Source organism: Stutzerimonas degradans, from assembly GCF_024448505.1.
In the GTDB taxonomy this organism is placed as follows: Bacteria; Pseudomonadota; Gammaproteobacteria; order Pseudomonadales; family Pseudomonadaceae; genus Stutzerimonas; species Stutzerimonas degradans.
This window is the reverse complement of sequence record NZ_JAMOHV010000012.1, coordinates 81,467-107,114: the sequence shown is the minus strand read 5'-3', so window position 1 is coordinate 107,114 and position 25,648 is coordinate 81,467. Positions and strand designations below refer to the sequence as shown.

The following is a 25,648-nucleotide window of genomic DNA, read 5'->3' as shown; positions in this document are numbered from 1 at the left end:
GGCGACGGGGTCAACGGACGATGCGCTTGGCGGCGGCGTCCAGGGCGGCATCGACGTTCTGCCGGCCGGATGAGATGTTGGTCAGCGCGGCTTCCATCGCCGACCAGAACGCGCCCATCTCTGGCACGTTGGGCATCGGCTCGCCCATCTGCGCGTTCTCGAAGGTCGCCTTGATGTGCGGGTTGGCGGACAGCTCTTCCATGTAGGCGGTGTTGGCCACCGCACCCAGCGGCACGTCGGCGTTCACCGTCTTCAGGCCGTCGACCTCGAGCAGGTAGTTCTCGAGGAATTCCACGGCCAGGTCCTTGTTCGGGCTGGCCGCGTTGAGCAGCGCGGCGGCGACACCGACGAAGGGCTTGCTCGGCTCGCCATCGACCGCCGGGATCGGTGCCACGCCGAAGTCGATACCGCTTTTCTCGATGTTCGACCAGGCCCAGGGGCCGCTGATCATCATCGCCGAGTCACCCTTGTTGAAGGCTGCCTCGGCCACGCTGTAATCGGCACCCTTGGGCATCACGCCCTTGTCGATCAAGTCGCGCAGCACCTGTGCACCGGCCTTGGCGCCGGCGTTGTTCACCCCGGTGGATTTGACGTCGTAGCCGCCGTCGGTCTGCTCGAACACATAGCCGCCCTTGGCCGACAGCAGCGGCCAGGTGAAGTAGGTGTTGTTGTAGTCCCAGAGGATGGCGCGCTTGCCCTGGGCGGCGAGCTTCTCGTTGAGCGCGAGAACGTCGTCGAAGGTCTTGGGCGGAGTGTCCACCAGCGCCTTGTTGTAGATCAGGCCGATGGTCTCCACCGAGATCGGGTAGCCCCACAGCTTGTTGTCGTAGGTCACCGCCTGCCAGGAGAAGTCGGCGATACCGGACTTGGTCTCGGCGCTGGGTGTGACCGGGGTGAGCAGGCCGCTCTTGGCCCATTCGCCGATGCGGTCATGGGCCCAGATGAAGATGTCCGGGCCGTTGCCGGTGGCCGCCGCCTGCTGGAACTTGTCGGTGGCGCTGTCCGGGTGGGCCACTTCCACCGGAATACCGGTCTCGGCGGTGAACCGCTTGCCAACCTCTGCCAGGCCCTTGTAGCCCTTGTCGCCGTTGATCCAGACGACCAGCTTGCCTTCTTCGATCGCTGCCAGCGCCGGCAGCGGCAGGCTGAAGGTGGCCGCCAGGCCAATGGTGGCGAGACACCAGAATTTCGTGTTCATGCTTCGCGTTCCTCGTGGCTTCTTATTAGTTGTTCCACCTGCTGCCGGCCTGAGGCTCTGACAGTCGTTCCATCCTCGGCATGTCCTGCGCCAAGTGCATCCTCCTCCTCTAGGGGGCGAAGGGCGTAGAAGCGGGGCGTAGATCGCCGCTGGCGACATCGCAAAATACGCTGCCAAGCCTAGCGCTTACGCCTGTTGCGGGCCGCCGATGCGCAGTCAAATGCAGCGAAATCATCACGGAGCCGCCTCGATGCCTGCCAATCTCTCGTTCGACCTGCTGCTAGCCCGCATGGAGCCGGATACTCGCCGCACCAGCCACGCACCAGGCACAGACAGCTGCCACCGCAACGAAGTGCCGCAAGCCGGTGAGCGCGGCGAGGCACGCCGCCAATGAGCGCTGCCTCGCTGAGCGCTTGGGCGCGGCGCCAGACCCAGCTCACCTTTCTCGCCAGCGGCACCGAATTTCGTCTGGGCCGTGCCGAGGATTGCCCGCTGCCACCGGCCGCGCTGGCCGCCGTCAGCGGCGATGAGCCCTGGGTGCGCGCCTGCCTCGATGATGGGCTAACGGCTCGCGTCTACCGCCTCCGGCTGGCTGGCCGCGACTGGGCGCTCAAGGTTGCCCGCCGCCCCTGTCGGGTGCAGAACCCCGACGGCCAGACGAGCTTTCTCAACGAACTGCAGCGCCGCCGCGACTTCGCCCGCTTGATGCGCACGCCGGAACAGGCCGAGCGTCTGGCCGGCATCGTGCCGACGCAATACGCCTCGCTGCAGCAGGGCATCATCCTCTCGCCGTGGGTCGAAGGCCGACGCATCGAGCGCTGGGACGAGCGTCAGCTCACCGAGCTGTTCGACCTGCTGATCGCCCTGCTGCTCGCCGGCCTGTTCGAGTGGGACCTGGCCGCCGGCAACACGCTGGACGACGGTCGCATCCGCCTGTTCGATTTCGGCTACCTCTACCCCTTCGACCCACTGCGCCAGTACAACAGCGACGGCCTGGCCTCACCGGGCTTCCACGTCGCCGAACGCTTCGAGACGCGGCAGCTGTTCGCCTGCCTGCTGCGGCTGGAGCGCGAGAGCGAGGCGCAGGCACTGGCCGATTTCGAGCTGGAGAAACGCATCGCGCTGGATGCCTACCAGCGCCTGCAGCAAGAACTCGCCGCCCGCGGCGCCAGCCAAGGGGTGCTGGACTGGCTGGACGACATCATGCGTCGCTGGCGCGCGGCGCTGACCGGCAATCTGGGCGCGCTGTACCTGCAGGAGGCCTGGCGCTCGCACTGGCTGGACGTGAAGGACGACCTCAGCGGGCAGAGCTGCACGCCGCTGACCCTGCAGCGTCTGGCCTGGCTCAGAGACAAAGCCACCACCCAGCATGCCGAGCTGCTCGCCGGCGGTGCGCTGGCCAACGAACGACGACCCGACCGCGAGGCGCTGCTCGACGACCTGCGCCAGGCCGAAGCGCAGGCGATTCGCTGGCAGCTGCGCGATACGCGGAGCGCCGAAGGGGTGTGAGCGGTGCGCAGATTGCGCCCCGGCGGAAAGGTATTGCGGCGGTGGGCTGAAGCCCACCACAACGGCCCCGGAAACAGCCGCGACCTTATCCACAACCCGCCGCTGCGCCCATGAGGCCCAAAAAAGCCCGCCTCCTATCGGCGAGGCGGGCCATCGCTACCGCTTAAGGCTAGAACCGCCCGGCCGTGGTGGCACCTTCGCTCGGCGTCAGGCTGTTGTTCGCCCCGCTCTGCCATTGCCGCACCTGGGTGGCGTTGGCCTCGTTGCGGATCAGGCATTTCCATTCCACCGTCTGCCCGGCCGGCACGGCGATGCTGCCCTTCCAGGTCGGATAGCTGCTGGTGTCGGTCAGCCGTACCGCGGAGGCCGGGCTCCAGTTGCCGAGCTGGCTGACGTTGCCCACCGCGTAGACGCTGTCGCCCATCTGCGTCACGCCGTTGTCGCAGCGAAAGTTCACATTGACCAAGCCACCCTCGCCGCCGTCATTCCCGCCGCCATCGCCGCTACCGCTGCGCCAGACGCGCACCTGGCCGTTGCTGGCGTTGACCGCCTCGCTGAAGCTGCCGCTAGCCACCTGGCCGGGGTTGGCCAGATCGGAGTTGAGCGCCACCACCAGGGTCTGCTGGCTGCCGCTGACGGTAGCGACCAGACCGCTGTAGCCGCTATGGAAGCTGATCGCCGAATCGGCGCGCACGCCGGCGGTGCGCCGCACCTGGATCAGTTGGCGGATGAAGTCGCGGTAGCCCCAGTCGTACATGTGCGACCAGTACACCACCGGCGTGCCGGGGCTGGTGAGGATGTAGGCGTAGGCCTGGCGGATCAGCCCGTCCTGCAGTGCCCAGTGGTGTTGCCCACCGTTCTGCCCGGGTGAGTAGCCGGTGTCGTGGTTGTCGACGAAGGTCACCGCCACCTCGCGCCAGCGCGGATCGGGGTTGCCGTTCAGGCCGTGCTTCCAGTCGGCGACCGAGCCGTTCTGCATGCGCTCCTTGAGGGCGAAGTCGAACACCGGGCATTTGGCCCGGTCGGACCAGTCCTTGATGATTTGCTGCCAACTGGCGGTGTTGCGCCAGTCCCAGCTCGGATATTCAGAGGGGCCTTTCCACAGCTCGCCGACGCAGAAGCTGCTGTCGGCGCTGTCGCTCATCCAGCTGTCGACCCGCTCGGGCGCGTAGCCACGGACGAAATCGAAACGAAAGCCGCCAGCGCCGTACTGACCGCGCAGGTTGGCGAGTTCGTCGCGGAACATGCCGTAGACCTGCGGATGACTGGTATTTAGGTCCGCATCGCCGCCGATGAAGCGGTCGCCGTCGTCGCAGTCATTGGGGTAGTTGCCCGGGTCGGCGCAGTCGTTGCGCCAGAAGCCCTGGCCGGCCGGCAGGTTGATTTCCTTGTTCGGGTAGCCGCGGTTCATGTGGTTGGGCACCACGTCGTAGAGCACCTTCACCCCGGCACCGCCGAGCGCGCCGGCGGCCTGGCGCAGCTGGGCGTCGCTGCCGTAGCGGCCGTTCTTGTTGAAGTCGTGCCAGAAGTAGCCCTCACCGCCGCCGGACTTGCCGCCGTCGGTCCAGCTGGAGAAGTCACGCCAGGGCACCGGCATCCAGATTGCCGAGAAGCCGTCGGCGGCGATGGTCGCGGCCTGCTGGCGGAGGATGTTGTACCAGTCGTTCGGCGCCTCGCGGACGACGTTCCAGTGGAAGCCCTGGAGGATGATTTCGTCGCCGCCGTGGTAGCGCACGGCGTTGGGGCTTTTGCCGGCCTGATCGGCCATTGCCGGCAACGGCAGCAGGATTGCCGCCAATACGGCGGCACGCAGGATGTGGCTCATCGCAATACTCCGGTTCTTGTGCTTGTACGGGTAGCCGACGGCAAAGCCGCCGGACGAGGATGAACGCCGGTCGGAGCATCGACCGGCCCGCGCAGGCTGCTCCTGCACGCCCCCGTCACCAACCTCCCCCGCCCAGTTGCCGGCGGCGTAGTGGCCAGGCCGAAGGCGGCTGGCAATCATCTGCGCCCCTCTCGTCCCAGCCCCGCCCCGGGGATTACGCCGCTCTCATGCTGATTACGCCCTGGCGCTGCGCCAGCGAAATCCGCGCCGCGGAGGATGCCGCCCCCGGTGCCATCCCCGAGGCTTTCGCCACCGCGCTGCACCGCCACCGGCCGACAGCGAAGGCGTGAACGTTCGGCATTAACAAGAAAAACAAGGACCTCGTCATGAAGCACACCGCGCACCCCAGCTTTGTTCTCAAACCCGCCTGCCTGCTCGCCGCCCTGCTGGTCGGCGGCCCGGCCCTGGCGGTCGATTTCCACGGTTACCTGCGTTCGGGCGTCGGCGCCACGGCCGGCGGCGGCGATCAGGCCTGCTTCCAGGCCGCTGGCGCACCGGCGAAATATCGCCTGGGCAACGAATGCGAAACCTACGCCGAGATCGGCCTCGGCCAGGAGGTGTGGAGCGAAGGCAACCGCAGCTTCTACGTCGACAGCATGATCGCCTACCGCTCCGACCAGGGTAACGACTGGGAAGCCACCGGCACCGATACCGATGGCGACGAGAACAACCCGTTCGACGAGGCCGGCACCACCTCCATCCGCCAGTTCCACGTGATCGGCAAGAACCTCATCCCGAGCCTGCCGGGCGCGGCGATCTGGGCCGGCAAGCGCTACTACAAGCGCCACGACGTGCACATCAACGACTACTACTACTGGGATGTCTCCGGCCCCGGCGCCGGTATCGAAGACATCGACCTGGGCTTCGCCAAGGCCAGCGTGGCGTGGATTCGCAACACCGACGGCGACTGGGTCTACCAGGGCTCGGGCACCGGCACCAACCTGGCCAACGACACCCTCGACTTCCGCCTCGGCGGGATCGACGTCAACCCGGGCGGCAAGCTGGAGATCGGCTACGACTACGGCAAGGCCAACCTCACCGACGAGCAGGAACGCGACCCCGGCTACGAGGACCAAAAGGGCCATCTGGTCACCCTCGAGCACACCCAGAGCAACTGGTTCGGCGGCTACAACAAGCTCGCCCTGCAATACGGCACCGACGGCATCATCGGCAGCAGCGGGCGCAACAGCACCGGTAACAGCGACGGCAAGATGTTCCGCCTGGTCAACCAGGGCGTGGTCGGCCTGACCGACAACATCGAGATGATGTACGTGCAGATCTACGAGGATCGCGATTTCGACAACGACTCCGGGCAGACCTGGGCCAGCTTCGGCGTGCGCCCGGTGTACAAGTGGAGCGACGTGATGAGCACCGCACTGGAGTTCGGCTACGACCGCGTCGATCCGCAGGCCGACGGCGAACGCACCCGCGACCTGAAGAAACTCACCCTGGCCCAGCAGTGGTCGGCCGGCAACAGCTTCTGGGCGCGTCCGCAGATCCGCGTGTTCGCCACCTATGCGCAGTGGGACGGCGGCCGCTATCAGGCCGCCAGCGAATCTATCGACGCCGGTGACGACGACGGCATCACCTTCGGCATCCAGGCCGAGGCCTGGTGGTAACCCGCGCCGGCTGAACGCCGTTGCAGGCAACGGCAGCCTTTCCGCTCCCACCGTCCAGACGGTGCCTTTGCCCCGGCTCTGGCAGGTCGGGGCATTTTTTATCCGGAGAATCGCCATGCACCCGTTATCTCTTCTCGCCGCCGGGCTGATCGCCCTGGCGCTCGCCGGCTGCAGCAGCGAACCGCTGCGCCGGGTCGACGCCCTCACCACCAGCCCCAAGCCACTGGAACGACCGATCGAACAGGCCCGTGCCGCACTGGCCGCCGCGCCGTCCTGCTGCAGCGGCCTCGACCAGCTGCCGTACGAGCCGCTCGAAGCCGGTTTCGCCGGTGACGTACTGATCGACAGCCAGGCACCGGCCTACCGCTTCGAGACCGGCAAAAGTTTCCTGCGCGCCTTCAAACTGCCGGCCGGCGGCCCGTCATTCGAGCTGCGTCTGTACAGCCAGGCCGGCAGCAGCGTGCTGGCACCCAATGCCATGCTGCTCGACAGCCGCATGCGCCCGACCCGCCTGCTGGATGCCGACGACTTCGTCTACGTGCCGCCGACCGGGCTCAAGGGCGACAGTCTGGACGCGCGCCTGCGCATCGACCGCTCGCAGCCCGAGCATCCGGGCAACGAGCGCTACCTGATCCTCTACACCAGCGACGCGCAGATGGCCGGCCAGACCACGCTCGAACACCCGGCCAAGGCCTACGCCAAGGCGCTGGGCAACGAACCGCCGAGCATCCCCGACCCGGTGGCGCAGCACTCGCCAGTAGGCGTGATCAAGCTGGTGATGATCCCCGACAGCGCCGCCGGCTCAACCGCCAAGGGCTACGTACCGGGTTACAGCATCGGCCAGGAGATGGGCAACGAACTGCCCGTCGCGCCGGCCCCCGCGGTGCTGCCGGAGACTTCGGCCTACTACCGCCAGGCGATCGATGCCGCGCTGGCGCAGAAGGATCTCGAGCGCGCGCTGCGTCTGGCCGACGAAGCGGCACGGGTGGGTGACAGCGCGGCGAAGCAGCACCTGCTCGAACGCATCGAGATTCGCTGATCGGTCAGCCGTCGCCGGCTGGGTAACGGTGCAAGGCCACAGCCGCCGGTAGCTGTGGCCTGACGTTCATTCGCCGCGGATGTACTGTTCGAGCTGCTGGATCAGGTTGTCCTGCTCGGCCATGGTTTCCTTGACCACGTCACCGATCGACAGCAGGCCGACGGTGCGGCCCTCGTCCAGCACCGGCAGGTGGCGCAGGTGCTTCTCGGTCATGATCTCCATGCACTCGCGGATACTCTGACGCGGCTCCACGGTGATGACCTTGCTGGTCATGATGGCGCTGACCGGGGTGACGAACGAGGAGCGCCCTTGGAGCACGATCTTGCGCGCGTAGTCGCGCTCGCTGACGATCCCCACCAACCGCCCCGAAGCATCGGCAACCGGCAGGGCACCGACGTTTTTCTCGGCCATCAGCTTGAGCGCGTCGAATACCGAATCCTCGGGGGCGATCATCACGATGCCTTGCGTCTGCTTGGCACCAATCACCTGCGCAACCGTTTTCATGGGACAGCTCCTTCCTGTTGGTTTTGGCGGAAATGCGGCCCATGCATCCCGCTTCGAGCAAGCCTGAGACAGAACATATAGCGTGGCCGCGAGCGCGGCAAAGCGTTTCCGCTCGCGCCGCGGCAAGCCTGTATGCAAATGCTTCCGCCGAGTCAGGCGCTCAGCTTCAGGCCGACCAGTCCGGCGAGCAGCAACAGCGCGCTGAGCAGTCGCGCCGGCGAAGCACTCTCGCCAAAGATGACAATGCCCAACGCTACGGTGCCCAACGCACCGATGCCGACCCATATCGCGTAGGCCGTACCAACCGGCAGCACCTGCATGGCGCGGGCGAGGAGGAAGAAGCTGCCAGCCATGGCCAAGACGGTGAGCACACTGGGCAGCGGACGGGTGAACCCTTCGGAAGCCTTGAGGCCAATGGCCCAGCCTACTTCCAGAAGGCCGGCAATGATCAGCATGATCCAGGCCGAATGCATGAGGATGACTCCATCAAAACGGCAGGGTCGTCCCCGCATGATCCGACACGCCGGCGGGTCGTCCCGCGGCGAATGCGACCCTAGCACAGCGGCGCACGGTGTTGGGCCGTTCAAAGCGGCCGTTGACCGTTGGCATTAGCGGCGTGACTGCGAAAGCACGGGCACGAACGAACATCGATGGATGGTACTTTTGGATCGGGTAAACGCCGACTCTCATCCCGGCGCAAATGCCATGCGGTGGATGGGTGAAGCGTCATCCACCCTACGAACCGCTCGCGTAGGGTGGAAAACTGCGAAGCATTTTCCACCGTTCCGCCCTCGCCAGCAGAGGGACGCCCTCTCCGCAAACAGTCTCAGGCCACAGCATGCCCGCGGGCCGCTTCGCTGAGGTAGAACCAGGCGGGACGCTCCAGCTCCAGTTCAGCGCCCAGCAGCGCCTCCTCGATTCGCTCCCAGCGCAGGCTGCCGAGGATCGGCACCGGCCGACCGGGCAGCTGCCGCAGCCAGGCCAGCGCCACCTGGTTGGGCGTCACGCCCAGATCGGCGGCGACTTCATCGAGTGCGCTGCACAAGCGTTCACCGAAGCGTCCTCCGCCCATGGGCGACCAGGCCAGCACCTGCAAGCCGGCAGCCTGCAACGCATGCAGACTGCCATCCCATACCCAGTGCTGGGCCTGCAGTGACAGCTCGATCTGGTTGCAGCGCAGCGGCACGCACTGCGCCAGGGCCTGGCAGTGCAGGATGCCGGCGTTGGACAGCCCCACCCAGCGGACCTTGCCGCTGGCGACCAGCCCGTTCAGCGTCTCGGCTACCTCGTCGACCTGCAGCAGCGGGTCCGGGCGATGCAGCAGGAAGCCATCGAGTCGTTCCACTCCCAGCCGCGCCAGGCTGTCGTCCACCGCTCGGCGCAGGTAGCGAGAACTGGAGTCGTAGTGCTTGACCCGCCAGCGCGAACGGTCCTGCCCCGCCGGCACGATGTCGGCCTTGCCGATGATCTGCAGGCGCTGGCGCAACCCGGGTGCCTGGCGCAGGGCCGCACCGAAGTGCGCCTCGCATTGCCCGCCGGCATAGATGTCGGCATGGTCGAAGCCGTTCAGCCCGCGCTCGATACAGCGTTCGATAAAGCCCAGCAGCGCCTGGGGTTCGCCCAGCTCGGGATATTCCAGCAGGCGCATCATGCCCAGCAACAGCGGCTGGGCGAGCACGGGTGCGGCCATCGTGGCGCTCCGTCAGAAGATGTAGTCGGTGGTCAGGAAGCTCGACTGGCGGTCACGAATGATCCGGTCGACCAGCTCCTTGTTGGCCTCGTTGAAGCGCGTCGCCACCAGGGTACGGATGGAGAACACGCGCAGGGCGTCATGTACCGACAGCGTGCCTTCGGCGGAATTCTTGCGACCATTGAACGGATAGCTGTCCGGCCCGCGCTGGCACTGGGCGTTGATGTTGATGCGCCCGACCTGGTTGACGAAGGCATCCACCAGCCGGCCTACCTGCGCCGGGTCGTTGCCGAAGATCGACAGCTGCTGGCCGTAGTCGGAGGCGGTGACGTAGTCGATCACCTCCTGCAGGTCGCGGTACGGCACCACCGGCACCAGCGGGCCGAACTGCTCTTCGTGATAGACACGCATGGTCGAATCCACCGGGCTCAGCACTGCCGGCTGGAAGAAGGTCTGGTGCGATTGGCCACCACCGGCGTTGATCACCCGCGCGCCCTTGGCTACGGCGTCTTCGAGTACGGCATGCAGGTAATCGGTCTTGCCCGGCTCCGGCAACGGCGTCAGCGCCACGCCCGGCTCCCAGGGCATGCCCGGCTTGAGCGCATTGACCCGCGCAGCAAGGCGTTCGAGGAAATCATCGAGTACCGTTTCGTGCACGAAGAGGATCTTCAGCGCCGTGCAGCGCTGGCCGTTGAACGACAGCGCGCCGGTCACCGCCTCCTCCACCGCGTTGTCCAGATCGACCTGCGGCAGGACGATGCCCGGGTTCTTCGCGTCCAGCCCCAGCGCGGCGCGCAGGCGGTGCGGACGCGGGTGCAGTTTCTTCAGGTCGGCGGCGCCCTTGTGCGTGCCGATAAAGGCGAACACGTCGACCTTGCCGCTGGCCATCAGCGCGCTGACCGTCTCGCGACCGCGGCCGTAGATGACGTTGATGACCCCCGCCGGGAAGCTGTCGCGGAAGGCTTCGAGCAGCGGGCGGATCAGCAGTACGCCGAACTTGGCCGGTTTGAACACTACGGTGTTGCCCATGATCAGCGCCGGGATCAGCGTGGTGAAGGTTTCGTTCAGCGGGTAGTTGTACGGCCCCATGCACAGCGCCACGCCCATGGGCACGCGGCGGATCTGCCCGAGGGTGCCCTGCTCCAGCTCGAAGCGGCTGGAGCTGCGGTCCAGTTCCTTCAGCGCATGGATGGTGTCGACGATGTAGTCGCAGGTGCGGTCGAATTCCTTCTCCGAATCCTTGAGGTTCTTGCCGATCTCCCACATCAGCAATTTGACCACCGCCTCGCGCTGCTCGCGCATACGCGCCAGGAAGGCCTCGACATGGGCGATACGCTCGGCCACGCGCATGGTCGGCCAGGCGCCGCGGCCGTTGTCGTACGCCGCGACCGCCGCATCCAGCGCCTCGAGCGCAGCGTCGGCATCCAGCAGCGGCGTGCTGCCCAGCACGACCTGGCGCTCGCTGCCGTCCGCCTCGCGCAGGAACACCGGGCTGCGCACTTCGGCCAGCGGGCCGTGCCAGTGCTTCAGCTCGCCATCGAGCAGATAGTCGCGCTGCTCGACCGGTGCATCCGGTTGGTAGGCAGCGGGAATCTCATCGAGACGGGGAAACAGCTCGGCAAGCGGGCGCGCGGTAGTCATGGAACCTCCAGGTAGCGAATCGGGATGATCGCGGCAGGCCCCACGCCCACCGCGACGGGGTCGGACGGATTACAGCTCGCGCTGTTCGGCGCGCTCGGCACGCAGATCGAAGTCGCGCGGCAGTTCGGCAGGCGCTGCGCTGTCCAGCGCCTGCAGGGCCTGGCGCGTGGCGCTTTCGATGGCGGCCCAGTCGCCGGCACGCACGGCCTTGGCATCGACCATCCAGGTGCCGCCGACACACATCACGTTGGACTGCGCCAGGTAGTCCCTGGCGTTGCGCGCGTTGACGCCACCGGTCGGACAGAAACGGATATTGCCGAACGGCCCTCCCAAGGCCTTGAGCGCGGCGACGCCGCCACAGACCTCGGCCGGGAACAGCTTGAAGCGGCGGTAACCCAGGGTGTAGCCGAGCATGATTTCCGAAGCGCTGGCCACGCCCGGCAGCAGCGGCAACGGGCTGTGCAACGCGGCATCCAGCAGCTCGCCAGTGCTGCCCGGAGAGACGATGAATTGCGCACCGGCCGCCTCGGCCTGGGCCAGCATGGCGGCATCCAGCACGGTACCGGCACCGACGATCAGTTCGGGGCGCTGCTCGCGCAGCAGGCGGATGGCACTCAGACCCAGGGCCGAGCGCAGAGTGATTTCCAGCACCTTGAGGCCACCGGCGGCCAGGGCGTCGGCCAGCGGCAGGATGTCCGCCTCACGCTCGATGGTGATTACCGGCAGGATGCGCGCAGCGCTGCACCACTGGTCGATCAGGGCGATCTTGTCGGTCATGCTGACGGCGCGGGTTTGGGTAGATGTCATAAAAGATTCCTTGCGGCCTCAGGGGCACCAGTAGATTTCGAGGGGACGGGCGAGGAAGGCGCGGATCGGCATCGCTTCGTAGGATTCGCCGGCCAGGGCCTGGTTGAGCGTGGCCAGCTTGCCCGGGCCGTGCAGGGCGAGCAGGGTCAGCCGCGCGCTGGCCAGCAGCGCCAGGGACATGCTCAGGCGCTGGCGCGGTACGCTCGTCGCCTGCATCGGCAGGCAGCGCCGCGCACCACGCAGGTCGAGCGCCGCTTCCAGGTTCGGGCTGTCAGGGAACAGCGAGGCGGTGTGGCCGTCCTCGCCCATGCCCAGCACCAGCACGTCGATCGGCGGCAATTCGGCCAATACGGCGTCGGCGCGTTCGGCGGCCTGCTCCAGGCTGGCCGCGCTCTGGTACAGGCCGACCAGGCGCGCCGCGGCGGCCGGCCCCTGCAGCAGATGGCGGCGCAACAGGCCTTCGTTGCTGTCGGGATGGCTGACCGGCACCCAGCGCTCGTCGGCGAGGCTGATGGTGACCTTGGCCCAGTCCAGTTCCTGCTGTGCGAGGCGATCGAAGAACGCGATCGGGCTGCGGCCGCCGGACACCACCAGGGTCGCCGCACCGCGCTCGGCGATCGCACTGCGCAGGGCGTTGCTCACCGTCAACGCCAGTTCGCCGGCCAGCTGGTCGGCGTTGCCGAGGCTGAAACCGAGGGTCTGCACAGGCAGATCGAGATTAGAGATCGTCATACCAACTCCTGCCGTCACGGCTGATCAGGGCAATCGAGGCAGCCGGTCCCCAGCTGCCTGCTGCGTAGGGTTTGGGAGGCGCGCCGACGCGTTGCCAGCCGTCGATCAGCTGGTCGCACCACTTCCAGGCGAATTCGATTTCGTCCTTGCGCACGAAGAGGTTCTGGTTGCCCTTCATCACTTCCAGCAGCAGACGCTCGTAGGCGTCGGGGATGCGCGGGCTCTTGTAGGTTTCCGAGAAGTTCAGCTGCAGCGGGCCGCTGCGCAGCTGCATGCCCTTGTCCAGGCCCTGGTCCTTGGTCATCACCAGCAACGAAATGCCCTCCTGCGGCTGCAGGCGGATGATCAGCTTGTTGCCGATCAGCTGGCGCTGCTCCGGGGCGAAGATGTAATGCGGCGGCGCCTTGAAGTGGATGACGATCTGCGAGAGCTTCTGCGGCATGCGCTTGCCGGTCCGCAGATAGAAGGGCACACCCGCCCAGCGCCAGTTGCAGATCTCGGCCCGCAGGGCGACGAAGGTCTCGGTGTCGCTCTGGGTGTTGGAGTTTTCCTCCTCCAGATAGCCCGGCACCTGGCGCCCGAGGATGCTGCCGGCCACGTACTGGCCGCGCACCAATTGCTGACCGAGGTGCTCCGGCGCAATGGGCGCCAGCGCCTTGAGCACCTTGACCTTCTCGTCGCGGATGCTGTCGGCTGAGAGGTCGCTGGGCGGGTCCATGGCGATCAGGCAGAGCAGCTGCAGCAGGTGGTTCTGGATCATGTCGCGCAGCTGGCCGGCCTGGTCGAAGTAGCCCCAGCGGCCCTCGATGCCGACGGTTTCGGCGACGGTGATCTCCACATGGGAAATGTGGTTCTGGTTCCACTGCGTCTCGAACAGGCTGTTGGCAAAGCGCAGGGCGATGAGGTTCTGCACCGTGTCCTTGCCCAGGTAATGATCGATGCGGTAGGTGCGGTCTTCCGGGAAGAAACGCGCCACCGCGTCATTCACCTCGCGGGACGACCCCAGGTCATGGCCGATGGGCTTTTCCAGCACGACGCGGGTGCGTTCGGCCAGCCCCGCCTCCGCCAGCCCGGCGCAGATCGCGCCGTAGACGGAAGCCGGCGTGGCGAAGAAGGCGACGATACGTTCGGCCTGGCCGGCCTTGTCCGCCAGCGCGGCGTAATCCTCGCGGCGGCCGAACTCCATGCTCAGGTAGTCCAGACGGGCCAGGAAACGCTGCAGAACGCTTTCCTCGAGTTCGCGCTCGGCCACATGGCGACGCAGGTGCTCGGCGATCAGCGCCAGATGCGAAGCCGGCTCGCCGCCGTCGCGGGCGAGGCCGAGAATGCGGGTGTCCGCCGGCAGCAGGCCGGCACGGTCGAGCTGATAGAGCGCGGGAAACAGCTTGCGCAGGGCCAGATCACCGAGGGCGCCGAACAGCGCCAGGGTGCAGGGTTCGACAGATAATGGCGTCATGATGTTTGTTCTTCTACTAACACTGCACTATGAATACACGCGAAGCCGCGTTTATTCAAGGATGATGTAGTAATAAAAACAACATTTAGCCAGAAAAGGAGATTCCGGTAGTCGCTCCGCAGCCCGCTCAGTAGCATAGGGCACCTCTGACCCGCCGCATCAGGATCGTCATGGACCGCGTACACAACCTGCTCGAGCAGATCCAGCGTCGCATCGAAGACCTCAACAAGGCCGAGCGCAAGGTGGCCGAAGTCATCCTGCGCAACCCTCAGCAGGCCACCCGTTTCAGCATCGCCACGTTGGCGCAGACCGCACAGGTCAGCGAGCCGACGGTGAATCGCTTCTGCCGCTCGTTCGGCGTTAGCGGCTACCCGGAACTGAAGATGCAGCTGGCGCAGAGCCTGGCCAGCGGCGCCGCCTATGTCAGCCAGGCGGTAGAGCCCGATGACGGCCCAGCGGAATACACACGCAAGATCTTCGGCTCGGCCATCGCCTCGCTGGACAGCGCCTGCCAGAGCCTCGATCCGCAGCTGGTCAGCCGCGCCGTGGACCTGATGATCCAGGCCCGCCAGATCCACTTCTTAGGCCTTGGCGCCTCGGCCTCGGTGGCGCTGGATGCGCAGCACAAGTTCTTCCGCTTCAACCTGGCGGTGACCGCGCATTCGGACGTACTGATGCAGCGCATGCTGGCCTCGGTGGCGCACACGGGCGAGCTGTTCGTGATCATTTCCTACACCGGACGCACCCGCGAACTGGTGGAGGTGGCACGCATCGCCCGGCAGAACGGCGCCTCGGTACTCGGCCTGACCGCCGCCGGCTCGCCGCTGGCGCAGGCCAGCACGCTGAGCCTGAACATTCCGCTGCCCGAGGACACCGACATCTACATGCCGATGACCTCGCGTATCATCCAGCTCACCGTGCTCGACGTGCTCGCCACCGGCATGACCCTGCGCCGCGGCGTGGATTTCCAGCCGCACCTGCGCAAGGTGAAGGAAAGCCTGAACGCCAGCCGCTACCCGGCGGATGAAGAGCCGAGCTGACGAAACCAGTACGAACGCAGGATGTTGCTATAACAACATCCTCCCATCACACACCCGAACCACCAGATCAGCGCACCAGCGCCTGCTCCAACGCCACACCGGCACCCTCCAGCCCCGGATAGTCCGCGGTAACCAGCCACACCGGCACATCGGCGAGATAGCCGCTCATGCAGCCCTTGCTGGTAAAGCCGCGGGCGAAACCACTGGCCGCGAAGAAATCAGCGAAACGCGGCACCACACCACCGACGATATACACCCCGCCGCGCGCACCGAGCGTGAGCACGTTGTTGCCGGCAACCCGGCCGAGCCACACGCAGAACTGCTCCAGGGTCGCCACCGCCACATGATCGCCCGCGAGCGCGGCCGCGGTGACTTCAGCCGGCGACGCCAGTCGCGGCGACAAACCAGCCAGGGCACAGACCGCCCGGTAGAGCAGCAACAGGCCACCGCCGCTGAGCACGTCTTCGGCACGCACATGGCCAAGCTGCGCGAAGAGCATCTGCCACAGCGCCGCCTCGTGCGCATCCGCCACGGGCAGATCGACGTGCCCGCCCTCCCCCGGCAACGCACGCCAGTTGCCATCAACCAAGGGCATCAACGCGGCGACGCCAAGCCCGGTGCCCGGCCCGATCACCAGCGCCGGCGCATCCGGCTCTGCCTCGCCCGCACAGATCGCGCGCCGCCCCGCTTCACCTACTCGCGTCATGCCTAGCGCCATCGCGGCGAAGTCGTTGATCAGCAGCAGCTCATCCAGCTGCAGAGCGCCGCAGAAGTCGCTTCGCGTCAACCGCCAGTGATTGTTGGTGAAGGTGAACTGCTCACCCTTGACCGGCCCGGCACAGGCCAGGCAGGCCGCACCGACGCTGCCCGGCGCAAGACCGAGCGATGCCAGGTAGTACTCGACTGCCAGCTCGGGCGTGGCGAAATCCGCCGTCGCCAGCACCCGCACCGACTCCAGCCGCGAGTCGCGCCACAGCGCGAAGCGCGCGTTGGTGCCACCGATGTCACCGACCAGCGCCAGCCTCATCGCAGCGCCTCCAGCCCAGCGGTGAACACGCTGGCGCCCTGTTCGGCGGAGCTGAACGACGCCCGCATGAAGCCGAACAGCTCGCGGCCGCAACCCTGCACGCCCGCCGCCGGCGCAGCAACAGGTGAGCGGTCAGCCAGCTCGACGGCATCCACCAGCACCTCGAGCACACCGGCCTGCCCATCCACACGCAACAGATCACCATCACGCAGCCGCGCCAGCGGCCCGCCATCGATCGCTTCCGGGCATACATGGATCGCCGCCGGCACCTTGCCCGACGCACCGGACATGCGCCCGTCGGTGACCAGCGCGACCTTGAAGCCGCGATCCTGCAGCACGCCGAGATAGGGCGTCAGCTTGTGCAGTTCGGGCATGCCATTGGCGCGCGGCCCCTGGAAACGCACCACGGCGACGAAATCAAGCTCCAGCTCGCCAGCCTTGAACGCCTCGACCAGCTCCAGCTGATCGGCAAAGACCCGCGCCGGCGCCTCCACCACCCGATGCTCCGGCGCCACGGCAGACACCTTCATCACGCCACGACCGAGATTGCCGCTCATCACCCGCAGCCCGCCTTCGGCCGAGAACGGCCGCGCCACCGGCCGCAGGATGCTCTCATCCAGACTCGTCGCAGCCCCTTCACGCCAGGTCAGCCGCCCCTCCTCGAGGAAAGGCTCCTGCGTGTAACGCCTGAGTCCTCGCCCCATCACGGTCTGCACGTCCTCGTGCAGCAGGCCGGCGTCGAGCAGCTCGCGCACCAGCAGCGCGACGCCGCCGGCAGCATGGAAGTGGTTGATATCGGCCGAACCGTTGGGATACACGCGCGCCAGCGTCGGCACCACCTCGGAGAGGTCGGCCATGTCCTGCCAGGTCAGCTGGATACCGGCGGCCTGGGCGATGGCCGGCATGTGCAGGGTGTGATTGGTCGAGCCGCCGGTGGCATGCAGGGCGACGATGGCATTGACCAGCACACGTTCATCCATCAACTCACCCAGCGGGGTGAAGCTGCCACCCTGCGGCGTCAGACGGGTGACCTGGCGCGCCGCCTCGGCAGTCAGCGCTTCGCGCAGGGACGTGCCCGGGTTGACGAAGGAGGAGCCCGGCAGGTGCAGGCCCATCACCTCCATCAGCATCTGGTTGGTGTTGGCGGTGCCGTAGAAGGTGCAGGTGCCGGGACTGTGATAGGCCTGCATCTCGGCAGCGAGCAACTCGTCGCGACCAGCCTTGCCTTCGGCGTAGCGCTGGCGCACCGCGGCCTTGTCCTTGTTGGCCAGGCCGGAGGGCATCGGCCCGGCCGGCACGAACACAGCGGGCAGATGACCGAAGCGCAGCGCACCGATCAGCAGGCCAGGGACGATCTTGTCGCAGATGCCGAGCAGCAGCGCCCCATCGAACAGGTTGTGCGACAGCGCCACCGCAGTGCTCATGGCGATCACTTCGCGACTGGCGATGGCCAGCTCCATGCCGGGCTCGCCCTGGGTGACGCCATCACACATCGCCGGCACGCCGCCGGCCACCTGCCCCACCGAGCCGATCTCGCGCAGCGCCTGGCGCAGACGTTCGGGATAGTCCTCGTAGGGCTGGTGCGCCGAGAGCATGTCGTTGTAGGCGGTGACGATGGCGACGTTGGCCGCATCAGGCAGGCGCAGGCGCTGCTTGTCCTGCGCGCCACAGCCGGCGACGCCGTGGGCGAAGTTCGCGCACTGCGCGCCGCTGCGCGCCGGTCCCCGCGCCGCCGCTCCTCGAATCAGCGCCAGATAGCGCTCTCGGGTTGGGCGACTGCGGGCGATCAAGCGCTCGGTAACGGCGAGAACACGAGGATGCATGCGGCTGACTCCAGATTATTTTTGTTGGTTTTATACCAACATAAGCCGAAGCCAGCAACGATTTACCGCATGCACAAGCAAATATATTGTTTTTATAACAAGATCATCGATTCAGCAGTTCGAGCTTTCGACGCAGCTGCGCCGCATGGGCCTTTTCCGCACGCAGCCCCGCAAAGAACTCGGCCTTCTCCCGCTCAAGGCGCTCGATGATCGCGCCAACGTTCATCAGCAGTTCGCGCAACACACGCAACTCGCTCTGCTGCCGGCGATAGCCGAACCCGAGTGCGCAAAGCGCGATCAGCACTACCAGAACGACACACAGCGACACTCCCATCACCAGCCAGGACATGCTCAGCGCTTCCATCTCTCCACTCCTTGTGCATTGGCAAAACGCCATCTTCGAGCGAGACGATATGTAGTCTCACAAGACAGGTCGATAATGTTTACTTGCACAGGTAAAGGAATGCAGCAGGTTAGCCAGGCCCAGGCGTGCCATCAGGCCCAACCCTGGAAGTCGCCGGCCGGCGGACGGCGCCGGCTGCCGGCATCAACGCCCACGCGTCGGCATACGCACGGATATGTCAGAAAACCGGACAGATGATTGACCGCCGCAGTGCCGTGCCTAGTCGCCCATCGGCAGCGCGCCGCGCCCCTCGCGGGGCTGGCTGCCGTCATGCCGCTTCAACTGCAGGAAAATGCCCGCGCCCGCCAGGCTCATGCCGCCGAGGCAGAGGAACGTCAGCTCGAAGGCATGCAGCACCTCGGCGCCCTGCGCACCCGGCACGGTGAAACCGCCCAGCAGCGCGCCTGCGGTCGCGACCCCGAGACTCATCGACAACTGCACCACCACCGAAAGCAGGCTGTTGCCGCTGCTGGCGTTGGCGTTGCTGAGGCCGATCAACGTCACGGTGTTCATCGCGGTGAACTGCAACGAGTTACCCACGCCGATCAGCCCCAGGTGCGCCAGCAGCAACAGGTAGGGCGTATCGGCATCCACCGTCGCCAGCCCGGCGATCAGCATGCCGAGCAGCGCGGTGTTGCCGATCAGCAGGTTGCGGTAGCCCAGGCGGTCGAGCAGCCCCTTGGCCAGCGGCTTGACCAGCATCGCGCCCACCGCCAGCGGAATCATGCTCATCCCCGCCTGCGCCGGCGAGTAGCCCAGCGCGACCTGCAGCAGCAGCGGCAGCAGGAACGGCAACGCACCGCTGCCCAGGCGGGCGAACAGATTGCCGCAGATGCCCACCGCGAAGCTGCGCGTATGGAACAGCCGCGGACTGAACAGCGGCGCCGGGATGCGTGCGGCACGCAGCCAGTACGCCGCCAGGCAGGCAGCGCCGGCAAACAGCAGCACCAGCACCCGTGCGTGCGGCATGTGCAGCTCGCCGAGCCCTTCCAGGGCGATGGTGATCAGCAGCATCGCCGCGCCGAACAGGATGAAACCGAGGGTATCGAAGCGCATCCGCTTGTCCGCGCGGAAATCAGGCATGAAGCGGAACGCCGCGATGCAGCCGATCACCCCGACCGGCAGGTTGATCAGGAAGATCCAGTGCCAGGAGGCGTACTGCACCAGCCAGCCGCCGAGCGTCGGCCCGAGCAGCGGCCCGACCATGCCGGGCAGCGCGATGAAGGTCATCACCCGCACGAACTCGCTGCGCGGGAAGGCCCGCAGCACCACCAGCCGTCCGACCGGCAGCATCAGCGCACCGCCGATAGCCTGCACGACGCGGGCGCCGATCAACTGATCGAGGCTGACCGACAATGCGCAGAGCAACGAGCCGAAAGTGAACAGCACCAGCGCCGAGAAGAACGTCTTGCGCGTACCGAAGCGGTCGGCGATCCAGCCGGATGCCGGAATCAGCAGCGCCACGGTGAGCATGTAGGCGATCACCACGCCCTGCATGCGCAGCGGGTCCTCGGCCAGGTCACGCGCCATTGCCGGCAGCGCCGTGTTGAGAATGGTGCCATCCAGCGTCTGCATGAAGAAGGCGATGGCGACCAGCCAGGGCAAGACACGGGCGGTGCGGGCATCCAGAACGGAGGTCGGCGGCATGGCGGACTCTACGGCGAAGGGTTCGTCATCTTAGAGGATTCGCCCGCGCAAGGTGCGCCGCGACCAGCGCCCGACGGTCGCGGCGCAGTTACCTGCGCCACGCTGCGACAACCGGACGCGGCCCGGCGCCAGCTCCCGTCGCTGCTGCGATCGCCGCTCGACAGCAGCTCGCCCGGCGCGGCCGTAACAAAATATTTCTTGGGAAATTGACACGAATCATTATCATTAGAAGCTGCAAGTGCGAGTCTGTTTCCGTACTTATCCCTACCGGAGGCTTCCATGCGTATCCCCGCCACCCTCGCGATCACCACCCTGCTGCTCACCCCGCTCGCCCAGGCCAAGGAATATCCCATCGGCGAGCCGCAGCAATGCGGTGGCATGGAAGTCGGCGCGGTCTATCTGCAGCCGGTGGAAATGGACCCGGCCGGCATGATGCTCGCGGCGGCCAAATCCGACGTGCACCTGGAAGCGGACATCTCCGCCACCGAAAACAACCGCAACGGCTGGCAGGAAGGCAGTTTCGTGCCCTACCTGAGCATCCACTACACGCTGCGCAAGAAGGGTTCGAGCGAAGTCATCGAAGGTGACTTCCATCCGATGGTCGCCAACGACGGTCCGCACTACGGCGACAACGTCAAGCTGCTCGGCCCGGGCAAGTACCAGCTGACCTACAAGATCCTGCCGCCGGGTTCGGGCCACGCCATGTTCGGCCGCCACGTCGACAAGGAAACCGGCGTCGCCCCGTGGTTCGAAGGTTGCGAGCTGAACTACGAGTTCACCTACGCCGGCATCGGCAAGAAAGGCGGTTACTGAGGCGGAGAAGGCCCATGCGTACATTCCTGCTCGGCGCCCTGCTGCTGACCGGCGCTGCCGGCAGCGCCCAGGCGGCACTGCCGACTTACGAGCTGACCATCCGCGACGGCCACTTCGAACCGGCCTCGATCGAAGTGCCGGCACGCCAGCGCTTCAAGATCGTCGTGCACAACGCCGGCAGCGGCCCGACCGAGTTCGAGAGCACGCCGCTGCGGGTGGAGAAGGTGCTGTCGCCGGGGGTGACCTCGTTCGTCGTGATCCATCCGTTGAAGCCGGGACGCTACCCGTTCTTCGACGAATTCCATCTGGACCTTCCCGAAGGCGAGATCGTCGCCAAGTAGTTCGCAGGAGCTAGTCATGGGCCAATCCATGTTCATCGTCTGGCGCGAGAGCGTCGAGGCACTGCTGGTGATCGGCATCCTGCATGCCTGGCTGCGCCAGCAGCCGGGCGCGGGCCACGCGCTGCGTATGCTCTGGGGCGGCGTCGCAGCCGGCCTGGGCCTGGCGGTCGCGCTGGGCTGGGGCGTGCTGCGCGCCGGCGACTGGCTGGCCGGCAGCGGCGGCGAGTGGTTCCAGTGCGGCATGCTGCTGGTGGCGAGCATGCTGATCCTGCACATGGTCGGCTGGATGCATCACCACGGTCGCACCCTCAAGAGCAGCCTGCAGAACAGCGCGGCGCAGAAGCTCAGCCAGGGCAGCGGCTTCGGCCTGTTGCTGCTCGCCATGCTCGCGGTCGGGCGCGAGGGCAGCGAAACGGTGGTGTTCCTCTACGGCATCGGCAACCAGCAGCAGGGCCACGACCTCACCGGATTCATCATCGGCGGCGCGCTGGGCTTCGTCCTTGCGCTGCTCAGCTACGCGGCGCTGCAGGCCGGTAGCCGCTTCTTCAGCTGGCGGCGCTTCTTCCAGGTCAGCGAAGTGCTCCTGCTGCTGCTCGGCAGCGCGCTGCTGATGGCCGGGCTGGATCGCTTCAGCGGCCAGCTGATGGGCATGGACGTGCCGGAGCAGTTCTACAGCTTCTTCGGCGATCCGCTGTGGGACACCTCGGCCTGGCTGGACGACGGCAGCGCGCTGGGCAGCACCATCGCCGGCCTCACCGGCTACCGCGCGATGCCGTCGCTGGCCGCGGCGCTGACCCTGCTGCTGTACTGGCTGGCGGTGTGGGCCTGGCTGCGCCCCGCGCGGCCGGTGGCGCTGGCGACGAGGCCGGCATGATCGCCCAGGCGCCCTGGCTGACGCGCGTCGGTGACTGGCTGCGCGAACACGCCAAAATCATCCGCGCGGTGCAGTGGCTGGTGGTGGGGTTCTACCTGGTGTTGCTGGTGATCCCCGCCGTGCTGCCGCTGCCGCCCGCCCAGGCGGGCATGCTCGATAACCTCACGCTGCTGGCGCAGTTCGTCTTCTGGGGCCTGTGGTGGCCCTTCGTGCTGCTGTCGATGGTGCTGTTCGGCCGCATGTGGTGCGGCGTGCTCTGCCCGGAAGGCTCGCTGAGCGAATGGATCAGCTGGCGCGGGCTGGGCCGCGGCACGCCACGCTGGATTCGCTGGGGCGGCTGGCCGACCGTGGCGTTCATCCTCACCACCGTCTATGGCCAGCTGATCAGCGTCTACGACTACGCCCAGGCTGCGCTGCTGATCCTCGGCGGCTCCACCGTCGCGGCGATGCTGGTGGGCTACCTCTACGGCCGCGGCAAACGCGTCTGGTGCCGTTACCTGTGTCCGGTCAGCGGCGTGTTCTCCCTGCTCGCACGCCTCGCTCCGCTGCATTACAAGGTCGATGAACAGCGCTGGCTGGAGAACAGCGGACCGCACCTGGCCACGCCCAACTGTGCGCCGCTGCTGGACATCCGCCGCATGCAGGGCGCCAGCGACTGCCATGCCTGCGGCCGTTGCAGCGGCCAGCGCGGCGCGGTGCAGCTCAGCGCCCGCTCGCCGAACCAGGAAATCCTCATCGTCGGCAACCAGCCGCAGCACAGCCACTGGGACAGCACCCTGCTGCTGTTCGGCGTGCTCGGTCTGGCGATGGGCGCCTTCCAGTGGACGGTCAGCCCGTGGTTCATCGCCCTCAAGCAGGCCGCCGCGGAATGGCTGGTCGATCACGAACTGTTCTGGCCGCTGGAAGCCGATGCGCCCTGGTGGCTGCTGACGCACTATCCGCAGGTCAACGATGCATTCAGCTGGCTCGACGGCGCGGCGATCCTGGCCTACATCGGCGGCAGCGCCGTGCTGGTCGGCGGCGCCCTGTGGCTGCTGGTGCAGGCCGCCGTACGGCTGATGGGCCGCAGCGGCAACGTGTTCCACCATCTGGCGCTGAGCCTGACGCCGCTGGGCGGCGCCGGGCTGTTCCTCGGCCTTTCCGCCACTACGGTCAAGCTGCTGCGCTACGAAGGCCTGCTGCTGAGCTGGGTACCGCTGGCACGCGCGGCGCTGCTGGTCGGCGCGATCATCTGGAGCCTGTATCTGGCCTGGAAGGTCATCGGCCGCCACGGCGCCAACGGTCTGCGCCGGCTGCTGGCATTCAGCTGCATGAGCGGCGCGGCCGCGCTGATCGGCTATGGCTGGTGGCTGCAGTTCTGGGGCTGGAACTGAGGCGCGCGCCCCGCACCCGCGCCGGCCACCTCAGCGCGCCGACAGCGGCGCGTCAACGGGGATGCCCTGCACCGGCGTGCCGAGCCCCAGCGCCCGCTCGGTGAACCAGCCGCGGTTGGTTTCCAGCGCGTAGCGCGCCGGTGCCTGGGCGCAACGCATCTCCCGGCTGAGCGGCTCGAGGTCGATCAGGTCGACGATCACGCCTCGCTCATCGAGGAATGCCGCCGACAGCGGCAGCGGCGTGTCCTTCATCCACAGGCAGTTGTGCCGCACCTCGTCGAAGCGGAACAGCATGCCGCTGTCGGCGGCCAGCTCGTGGCGCCCCATCAGGCCGAGCTGGCGCTGCTCGGCGGTCACCGCGTACTCGGCAGACAACTCATGTTCCCCCAGGCGCAATGCCAGCGGTTCGGCCGCCTGTACCAGCGGCGCCAGCAGCGACAACACAAGCGCAACACGCATCGAACATCCTCCCAAACCCGTAACGAATCGGCCGTGCCTGCCGACACCGACGTCCATGGCAACGCCGGCGATATTGGCCAGCATAGCCAGTGCGCAGACAGCCTGCGCTGCCCGCCGCGGCCGGCGCATGTCCATCCTGGCGGACATATGGGTCCAGTCCGGCGGACATCAAGGCCTGTCCGGATAACTGAACACCCGACCGAAAAGCCAGTCGGATCAAGCAGTTACCGATCTGGCACGGAACTCGCTAAATCGTTCGGGCGGCATCGTCCGCACGCCGAACAATAAAAACAACATGCCTGTCACCGCCGCGAAACTCCCGAATGCCCCGGCAGCATCCGGTCGCACGGCAACAGGCCAGGAGATCGTCCCGATGAGCGTCGTCATCGCCCTCGCCGCACTGGCCCTGCTGATGCTGGCGGCCTACCGCGGCTACAGCGTCATCCTTTTCGCCCCCGTCGCCGCCCTCGGTGCGGTGCTGCTCACCGATCCATCCGCCGTGGCCCCAGCCTTCACCGGCGTGTTCATGGAGAAGATGGTCGGCTTCATCAAGCTGTACTTCCCGGTATTCCTGCTCGGTGCCGTGTTCGGCAAGCTGATCGAGCTGTCCGGCTTCTCGCGCTCGATCGTCGCCGCGGCGATCCGCCTGCTCGGCACGCGCCAGGCCATGCTGGTAATTGTGCTGGTCTGCGCGCTGCTGACCTACGGCGGGGTTTCGCTGTTCGTCGTGGTGTTCGCCGTGTATCCGTTCGCCGCCGAGATGTTCCGCCAGAGCGACATGCCCAAGCGGCTAATTCCGGCGACCATCGCGCTCGGTGCGTTCAGCTTCACGATGGATGCCCTGCCCGGCACTCCGCAGATCCAGAACATCATCCCCACCACCTTCTTCGGCACCACCTCGTGGGCGGCGCCCTGGCTGGGCTTGATCGGCACGCTGTTCGTGTTCAGCGTCGGCATGTTCTATCTGCATCGCCAGCTGCGCAAAGCCAAGGCGCGCGGCGAAGGCTACGGCACCGAGCTGCGCAATGAGCCGGAGACCGCCGAGGACATCGCCCTGCCCAATCCCTGGCTGGCGCTGTCACCGCTGATTCTGGTGGGCGTGGCCAACCTGCTGTTCACCCGCTGGATTCCCGAGGTCTACGGCAAGACCCACAGCCTGCAACTGGCCGGCATGGCGCAGCCGGTGACCAGCGAAGTGGCCAAGCTGACCGGCATCTGGGCGGTGCAGGCGGCGTTGCTGCTGGGCATCCTGCTGGTGCTGATCTGCGGCTTTCGCGCAATCAAGGCCAAGCTCGCCGAAGGCACCAAGACTGCGGTCGGCGGCGCCCTGCTGGCGTCGATGAACACCGCGTCGGAATACGGCTTCGGCGCGGTGATCGCCTCGCTGCCGGGCTTCCTGGTGCTGGCCGACGCGCTGAAGAACATCCCCAACCCGCTGGTCAACGAAGCGGTCACCGTCACCCTGCTGGCCGGCATCACCGGCTCGGCCTCGGGCGGCATGAGCATTGCCCTGGCGGCCATGTCCGACACCTTCATCGCCGCCGCCAATGCCGCCAACATCCCGCTGGAGGTGCTACACCGAATAGCGTCGATGGCATCCGGCGGCATGGACACCCTGCCGCACAACGGCGCGGTGATCACCCTGCTGGCGGTGACCGGCCTGACCCACCGCGAGGCCTACAAGGACATCTTCGGCATCACCCTGATCAAGACCCTGGCGGTGTTCGTAGTGATCGGCGTGTTCTACGCCACCGGAATCGTTTGAGCC

At 66.8% G+C, this 25,648-nt stretch carries 25 protein-coding genes; 11 read left to right on the top strand and 14 right to left on the bottom strand.

Annotated elements, in window-relative coordinates; genetic code table 11:
• Positions 1-10: 10 nt before the first annotated feature.
• Entirely contained in the window at positions 11-1,198 is a 1,188-nt protein-coding gene (malE, locus tag NAV27_RS15300; RefSeq protein WP_102827758.1) for a maltose/maltodextrin ABC transporter substrate-binding protein MalE, read from the bottom strand.
• A 250-nt stretch (positions 1,199-1,448) separates the two neighbouring features.
• Here malE and NAV27_RS15295 point away from each other — a divergent pair, with 250 nt between their 5' ends.
• A complete protein-coding gene (locus tag NAV27_RS15295) occupies positions 1,449-1,592 on the top strand; it encodes a hypothetical protein (protein WP_180981401.1) in 144 nt (47 codons plus the stop codon).
• Positions 1,589-2,707, top strand: a complete 1,119-nt coding sequence (locus tag NAV27_RS15290; protein WP_054094616.1) for a hypothetical protein — start codon at positions 1,589-1,591, stop codon at positions 2,705-2,707. The genes NAV27_RS15295 and NAV27_RS15290 overlap by 4 nt, the downstream gene beginning before the upstream one ends.
• A 169-nt stretch (positions 2,708-2,876) precedes the next feature.
• On the opposite strand, the gene mta is transcribed toward NAV27_RS15290, so the two are convergent.
• Entirely contained in the window at positions 2,877-4,532 is a 1,656-nt protein-coding gene (mta, locus tag NAV27_RS15285) for a glucan 1,4-alpha-maltotetraohydrolase (protein WP_102827759.1), read from the bottom strand.
• Positions 4,533-4,759: 227 nt separating this feature from the next.
• Here mta and NAV27_RS15280 point away from each other — a divergent pair, with 227 nt between their 5' ends.
• The 3 genes from NAV27_RS15280 to NAV27_RS15270 all read left to right on the top strand — a co-directional run bounded on the left by NAV27_RS15280 (position 4,760) and on the right by NAV27_RS15270 (position 7,250).
• Positions 4,760-4,882: a hypothetical protein gene (locus NAV27_RS15280; protein ID WP_256055308.1), complete on the top strand. Its 123-nt coding sequence runs from the start codon at positions 4,760-4,762 to the stop codon at positions 4,880-4,882.
• A gap of 36 nt (positions 4,883-4,918) precedes the next feature.
• On the top strand, positions 4,919-6,211 hold the full coding sequence (locus NAV27_RS15275) for a maltoporin (protein WP_102827760.1): 1,293 nt from the start codon (positions 4,919-4,921) through the stop codon (positions 6,209-6,211).
• Positions 6,212-6,326: 115 nt separating this feature from the next.
• Positions 6,327-7,250: a MalM family protein gene (locus NAV27_RS15270; RefSeq protein ID WP_102827761.1), complete on the top strand. Its 924-nt coding sequence runs from the start codon at positions 6,327-6,329 to the stop codon at positions 7,248-7,250.
• Positions 7,251-7,316: 66 nt separating this feature from the next.
• Here the strand turns inward: NAV27_RS15270 and NAV27_RS15265 are convergent, their stop codons facing one another.
• The 7 genes from NAV27_RS15265 to zwf all read right to left on the bottom strand — a co-directional run bounded on the left by NAV27_RS15265 (position 7,317) and on the right by zwf (position 14,080).
• Positions 7,317-7,754, bottom strand: coding sequence for a CBS domain-containing protein (locus tag NAV27_RS15265; RefSeq protein ID WP_008569814.1), 438 nt, complete (start codon positions 7,752-7,754; stop codon positions 7,317-7,319).
• A gap of 152 nt (positions 7,755-7,906) precedes the next feature.
• Entirely contained in the window at positions 7,907-8,227 is a 321-nt protein-coding gene (gene sugE, locus NAV27_RS15260; RefSeq protein ID WP_102827762.1) for a quaternary ammonium compound efflux SMR transporter SugE, read from the bottom strand.
• Positions 8,228-8,580: 353 nt separating this feature from the next.
• Positions 8,581-9,444 (bottom strand): aldo/keto reductase, encoded by an 864-nt coding sequence (locus NAV27_RS15255; protein ID WP_102827763.1) that lies wholly within the window; start codon positions 9,442-9,444, stop codon positions 8,581-8,583.
• 12 nt (positions 9,445-9,456) lie between these two features.
• Positions 9,457-11,085, bottom strand: coding sequence for an NADP-dependent glyceraldehyde-3-phosphate dehydrogenase (locus NAV27_RS15250; protein ID WP_102827764.1), 1,629 nt, complete (start codon positions 11,083-11,085; stop codon positions 9,457-9,459).
• Positions 11,086-11,154: 69 nt separating this feature from the next.
• The gene (locus NAV27_RS15245; protein WP_102827765.1) at positions 11,155-11,892 is read right to left on the bottom strand and encodes a bifunctional 4-hydroxy-2-oxoglutarate aldolase/2-dehydro-3-deoxy-phosphogluconate aldolase; all 738 of its coding nucleotides are present in this window, start codon (positions 11,890-11,892) and stop codon (positions 11,155-11,157) included.
• A gap of 18 nt (positions 11,893-11,910) precedes the next feature.
• Positions 11,911-12,624: a 6-phosphogluconolactonase gene (gene pgl / locus NAV27_RS15240; protein WP_102827766.1), complete on the bottom strand. Its 714-nt coding sequence runs from the start codon at positions 12,622-12,624 to the stop codon at positions 11,911-11,913.
• Positions 12,611-14,080, bottom strand: coding sequence for a glucose-6-phosphate dehydrogenase (gene zwf, locus NAV27_RS15235; protein WP_102827767.1), 1,470 nt, complete (start codon positions 14,078-14,080; stop codon positions 12,611-12,613). Before zwf ends, pgl begins: the two co-directional genes overlap by 14 nt.
• A 170-nt stretch (positions 14,081-14,250) precedes the next feature.
• On the opposite strand from zwf, the gene NAV27_RS15230 reads away from it, so the two are divergent.
• Positions 14,251-15,120: a MurR/RpiR family transcriptional regulator gene (locus tag NAV27_RS15230; protein ID WP_102827768.1), complete on the top strand. Its 870-nt coding sequence runs from the start codon at positions 14,251-14,253 to the stop codon at positions 15,118-15,120.
• Positions 15,121-15,187: 67 nt separating this feature from the next.
• On the opposite strand, the gene NAV27_RS15225 is transcribed toward NAV27_RS15230, so the two are convergent.
• The 4 genes from NAV27_RS15225 to mdtD all read right to left on the bottom strand — a co-directional run bounded on the left by NAV27_RS15225 (position 15,188) and on the right by mdtD (position 20,020).
• Complete coding sequence (locus NAV27_RS15225; protein ID WP_102827769.1) at positions 15,188-16,147, bottom strand: glucokinase; 960 nt, start codon at positions 16,145-16,147, stop codon at positions 15,188-15,190.
• On the bottom strand, positions 16,144-17,970 hold the full coding sequence (gene edd, locus NAV27_RS15220; protein WP_102827770.1) for a phosphogluconate dehydratase: 1,827 nt from the start codon (positions 17,968-17,970) through the stop codon (positions 16,144-16,146). The genes NAV27_RS15225 and edd overlap by 4 nt, the downstream gene beginning before the upstream one ends.
• 103 nt (positions 17,971-18,073) lie before the next feature.
• Positions 18,074-18,334: a hypothetical protein gene (locus tag NAV27_RS15215; protein ID WP_054094607.1), complete on the bottom strand. Its 261-nt coding sequence runs from the start codon at positions 18,332-18,334 to the stop codon at positions 18,074-18,076.
• Between the two features lie 258 nt (positions 18,335-18,592).
• On the bottom strand, positions 18,593-20,020 hold the full coding sequence (gene mdtD, locus NAV27_RS15210; RefSeq protein WP_102827771.1) for a multidrug transporter subunit MdtD: 1,428 nt from the start codon (positions 20,018-20,020) through the stop codon (positions 18,593-18,595).
• 279 nt (positions 20,021-20,299) lie between these two features.
• On the opposite strand from mdtD, the gene NAV27_RS15205 reads away from it, so the two are divergent.
• Genes NAV27_RS15205 through NAV27_RS15190 form a run of 4 tightly spaced genes read left to right on the top strand, consistent with a single transcriptional unit; the run spans position 20,300 to position 23,421 of the window.
• A complete protein-coding gene (locus tag NAV27_RS15205; protein ID WP_003289031.1) occupies positions 20,300-20,833 on the top strand; it encodes an iron transporter in 534 nt (177 codons plus the stop codon).
• A 14-nt stretch (positions 20,834-20,847) separates the two neighbouring features.
• Positions 20,848-21,174: a cupredoxin domain-containing protein gene (locus NAV27_RS15200; protein WP_003289033.1), complete on the top strand. Its 327-nt coding sequence runs from the start codon at positions 20,848-20,850 to the stop codon at positions 21,172-21,174.
• A 16-nt stretch (positions 21,175-21,190) separates the two neighbouring features.
• On the top strand, positions 21,191-22,048 hold the full coding sequence (locus NAV27_RS15195; protein WP_102827772.1) for an FTR1 family iron permease: 858 nt from the start codon (positions 21,191-21,193) through the stop codon (positions 22,046-22,048).
• Positions 22,045-23,421 (top strand): 4Fe-4S binding protein, encoded by a 1,377-nt coding sequence (locus tag NAV27_RS15190; protein WP_102828253.1) that lies wholly within the window; start codon positions 22,045-22,047, stop codon positions 23,419-23,421. The genes NAV27_RS15195 and NAV27_RS15190 overlap by 4 nt, the downstream gene beginning before the upstream one ends.
• 30 nt (positions 23,422-23,451) lie before the next feature.
• On the opposite strand, the gene NAV27_RS15185 is transcribed toward NAV27_RS15190, so the two are convergent.
• Positions 23,452-23,880 carry a DUF192 domain-containing protein gene (locus tag NAV27_RS15185; protein WP_102827773.1) on the bottom strand — a complete coding sequence of 143 codons (429 nt, stop codon included), beginning with the start codon at positions 23,878-23,880 and terminating at the stop codon, positions 23,452-23,454.
• A gap of 373 nt (positions 23,881-24,253) precedes the next feature.
• Between NAV27_RS15185 and NAV27_RS15180 the strand changes: the two genes are divergently transcribed.
• Positions 24,254-25,645 carry a GntP family permease gene (locus tag NAV27_RS15180; protein WP_102827774.1) on the top strand — a complete coding sequence of 464 codons (1,392 nt, stop codon included), beginning with the start codon at positions 24,254-24,256 and terminating at the stop codon, positions 25,643-25,645.
• Positions 25,646-25,648: the final 3 nt, after the last annotated feature.

Coding starts and splice junctions, on each gene's coding strand:
- malE (WP_102827758.1), bottom strand. CDS start 1,198: ATGAACACGAAATTCTGGTGTCTCGCCACCATTGGCCTGGCGGCCACC.
- NAV27_RS15295 (WP_180981401.1), top strand. CDS start 1,449: ATGCCTGCCAATCTCTCGTTCGACCTGCTGCTAGCCCGCATGGAGCCG.
- NAV27_RS15290 (WP_054094616.1), top strand. CDS start 1,589: ATGAGCGCTGCCTCGCTGAGCGCTTGGGCGCGGCGCCAGACCCAGCTC.
- mta (WP_102827759.1), bottom strand. CDS start 4,532: ATGAGCCACATCCTGCGTGCCGCCGTATTGGCGGCAATCCTGCTGCCG.
- NAV27_RS15280 (WP_256055308.1), top strand. CDS start 4,760: ATGCTGATTACGCCCTGGCGCTGCGCCAGCGAAATCCGCGCCGCGGAG.
- NAV27_RS15275 (WP_102827760.1), top strand. CDS start 4,919: ATGAAGCACACCGCGCACCCCAGCTTTGTTCTCAAACCCGCCTGCCTG.
- NAV27_RS15270 (WP_102827761.1), top strand. CDS start 6,327: ATGCACCCGTTATCTCTTCTCGCCGCCGGGCTGATCGCCCTGGCGCTC.
- NAV27_RS15265 (WP_008569814.1), bottom strand. CDS start 7,754: ATGAAAACGGTTGCGCAGGTGATTGGTGCCAAGCAGACGCAAGGCATC.
- sugE (WP_102827762.1), bottom strand. CDS start 8,227: ATGCATTCGGCCTGGATCATGCTGATCATTGCCGGCCTTCTGGAAGTA.
- NAV27_RS15255 (WP_102827763.1), bottom strand. CDS start 9,444: ATGGCCGCACCCGTGCTCGCCCAGCCGCTGTTGCTGGGCATGATGCGC.
- NAV27_RS15250 (WP_102827764.1), bottom strand. CDS start 11,085: ATGACTACCGCGCGCCCGCTTGCCGAGCTGTTTCCCCGTCTCGATGAG.
- NAV27_RS15245 (WP_102827765.1), bottom strand. CDS start 11,892: ATGACATCTACCCAAACCCGCGCCGTCAGCATGACCGACAAGATCGCC.
- pgl (WP_102827766.1), bottom strand. CDS start 12,624: ATGACGATCTCTAATCTCGATCTGCCTGTGCAGACCCTCGGTTTCAGC.
- zwf (WP_102827767.1), bottom strand. CDS start 14,080: ATGACGCCATTATCTGTCGAACCCTGCACCCTGGCGCTGTTCGGCGCC.
- NAV27_RS15230 (WP_102827768.1), top strand. CDS start 14,251: ATGGACCGCGTACACAACCTGCTCGAGCAGATCCAGCGTCGCATCGAA.
- NAV27_RS15225 (WP_102827769.1), bottom strand. CDS start 16,147: ATGAGGCTGGCGCTGGTCGGTGACATCGGTGGCACCAACGCGCGCTTC.
- edd (WP_102827770.1), bottom strand. CDS start 17,970: ATGCATCCTCGTGTTCTCGCCGTTACCGAGCGCTTGATCGCCCGCAGT.
- NAV27_RS15215 (WP_054094607.1), bottom strand. CDS start 18,334: ATGGAAGCGCTGAGCATGTCCTGGCTGGTGATGGGAGTGTCGCTGTGT.
- mdtD (WP_102827771.1), bottom strand. CDS start 20,020: ATGCCGCCGACCTCCGTTCTGGATGCCCGCACCGCCCGTGTCTTGCCC.
- NAV27_RS15205 (WP_003289031.1), top strand. CDS start 20,300: ATGCGTATCCCCGCCACCCTCGCGATCACCACCCTGCTGCTCACCCCG.
- NAV27_RS15200 (WP_003289033.1), top strand. CDS start 20,848: ATGCGTACATTCCTGCTCGGCGCCCTGCTGCTGACCGGCGCTGCCGGC.
- NAV27_RS15195 (WP_102827772.1), top strand. CDS start 21,191: ATGGGCCAATCCATGTTCATCGTCTGGCGCGAGAGCGTCGAGGCACTG.
- NAV27_RS15190 (WP_102828253.1), top strand. CDS start 22,045: ATGATCGCCCAGGCGCCCTGGCTGACGCGCGTCGGTGACTGGCTGCGC.
- NAV27_RS15185 (WP_102827773.1), bottom strand. CDS start 23,880: ATGCGTGTTGCGCTTGTGTTGTCGCTGCTGGCGCCGCTGGTACAGGCG.
- NAV27_RS15180 (WP_102827774.1), top strand. CDS start 24,254: ATGAGCGTCGTCATCGCCCTCGCCGCACTGGCCCTGCTGATGCTGGCG.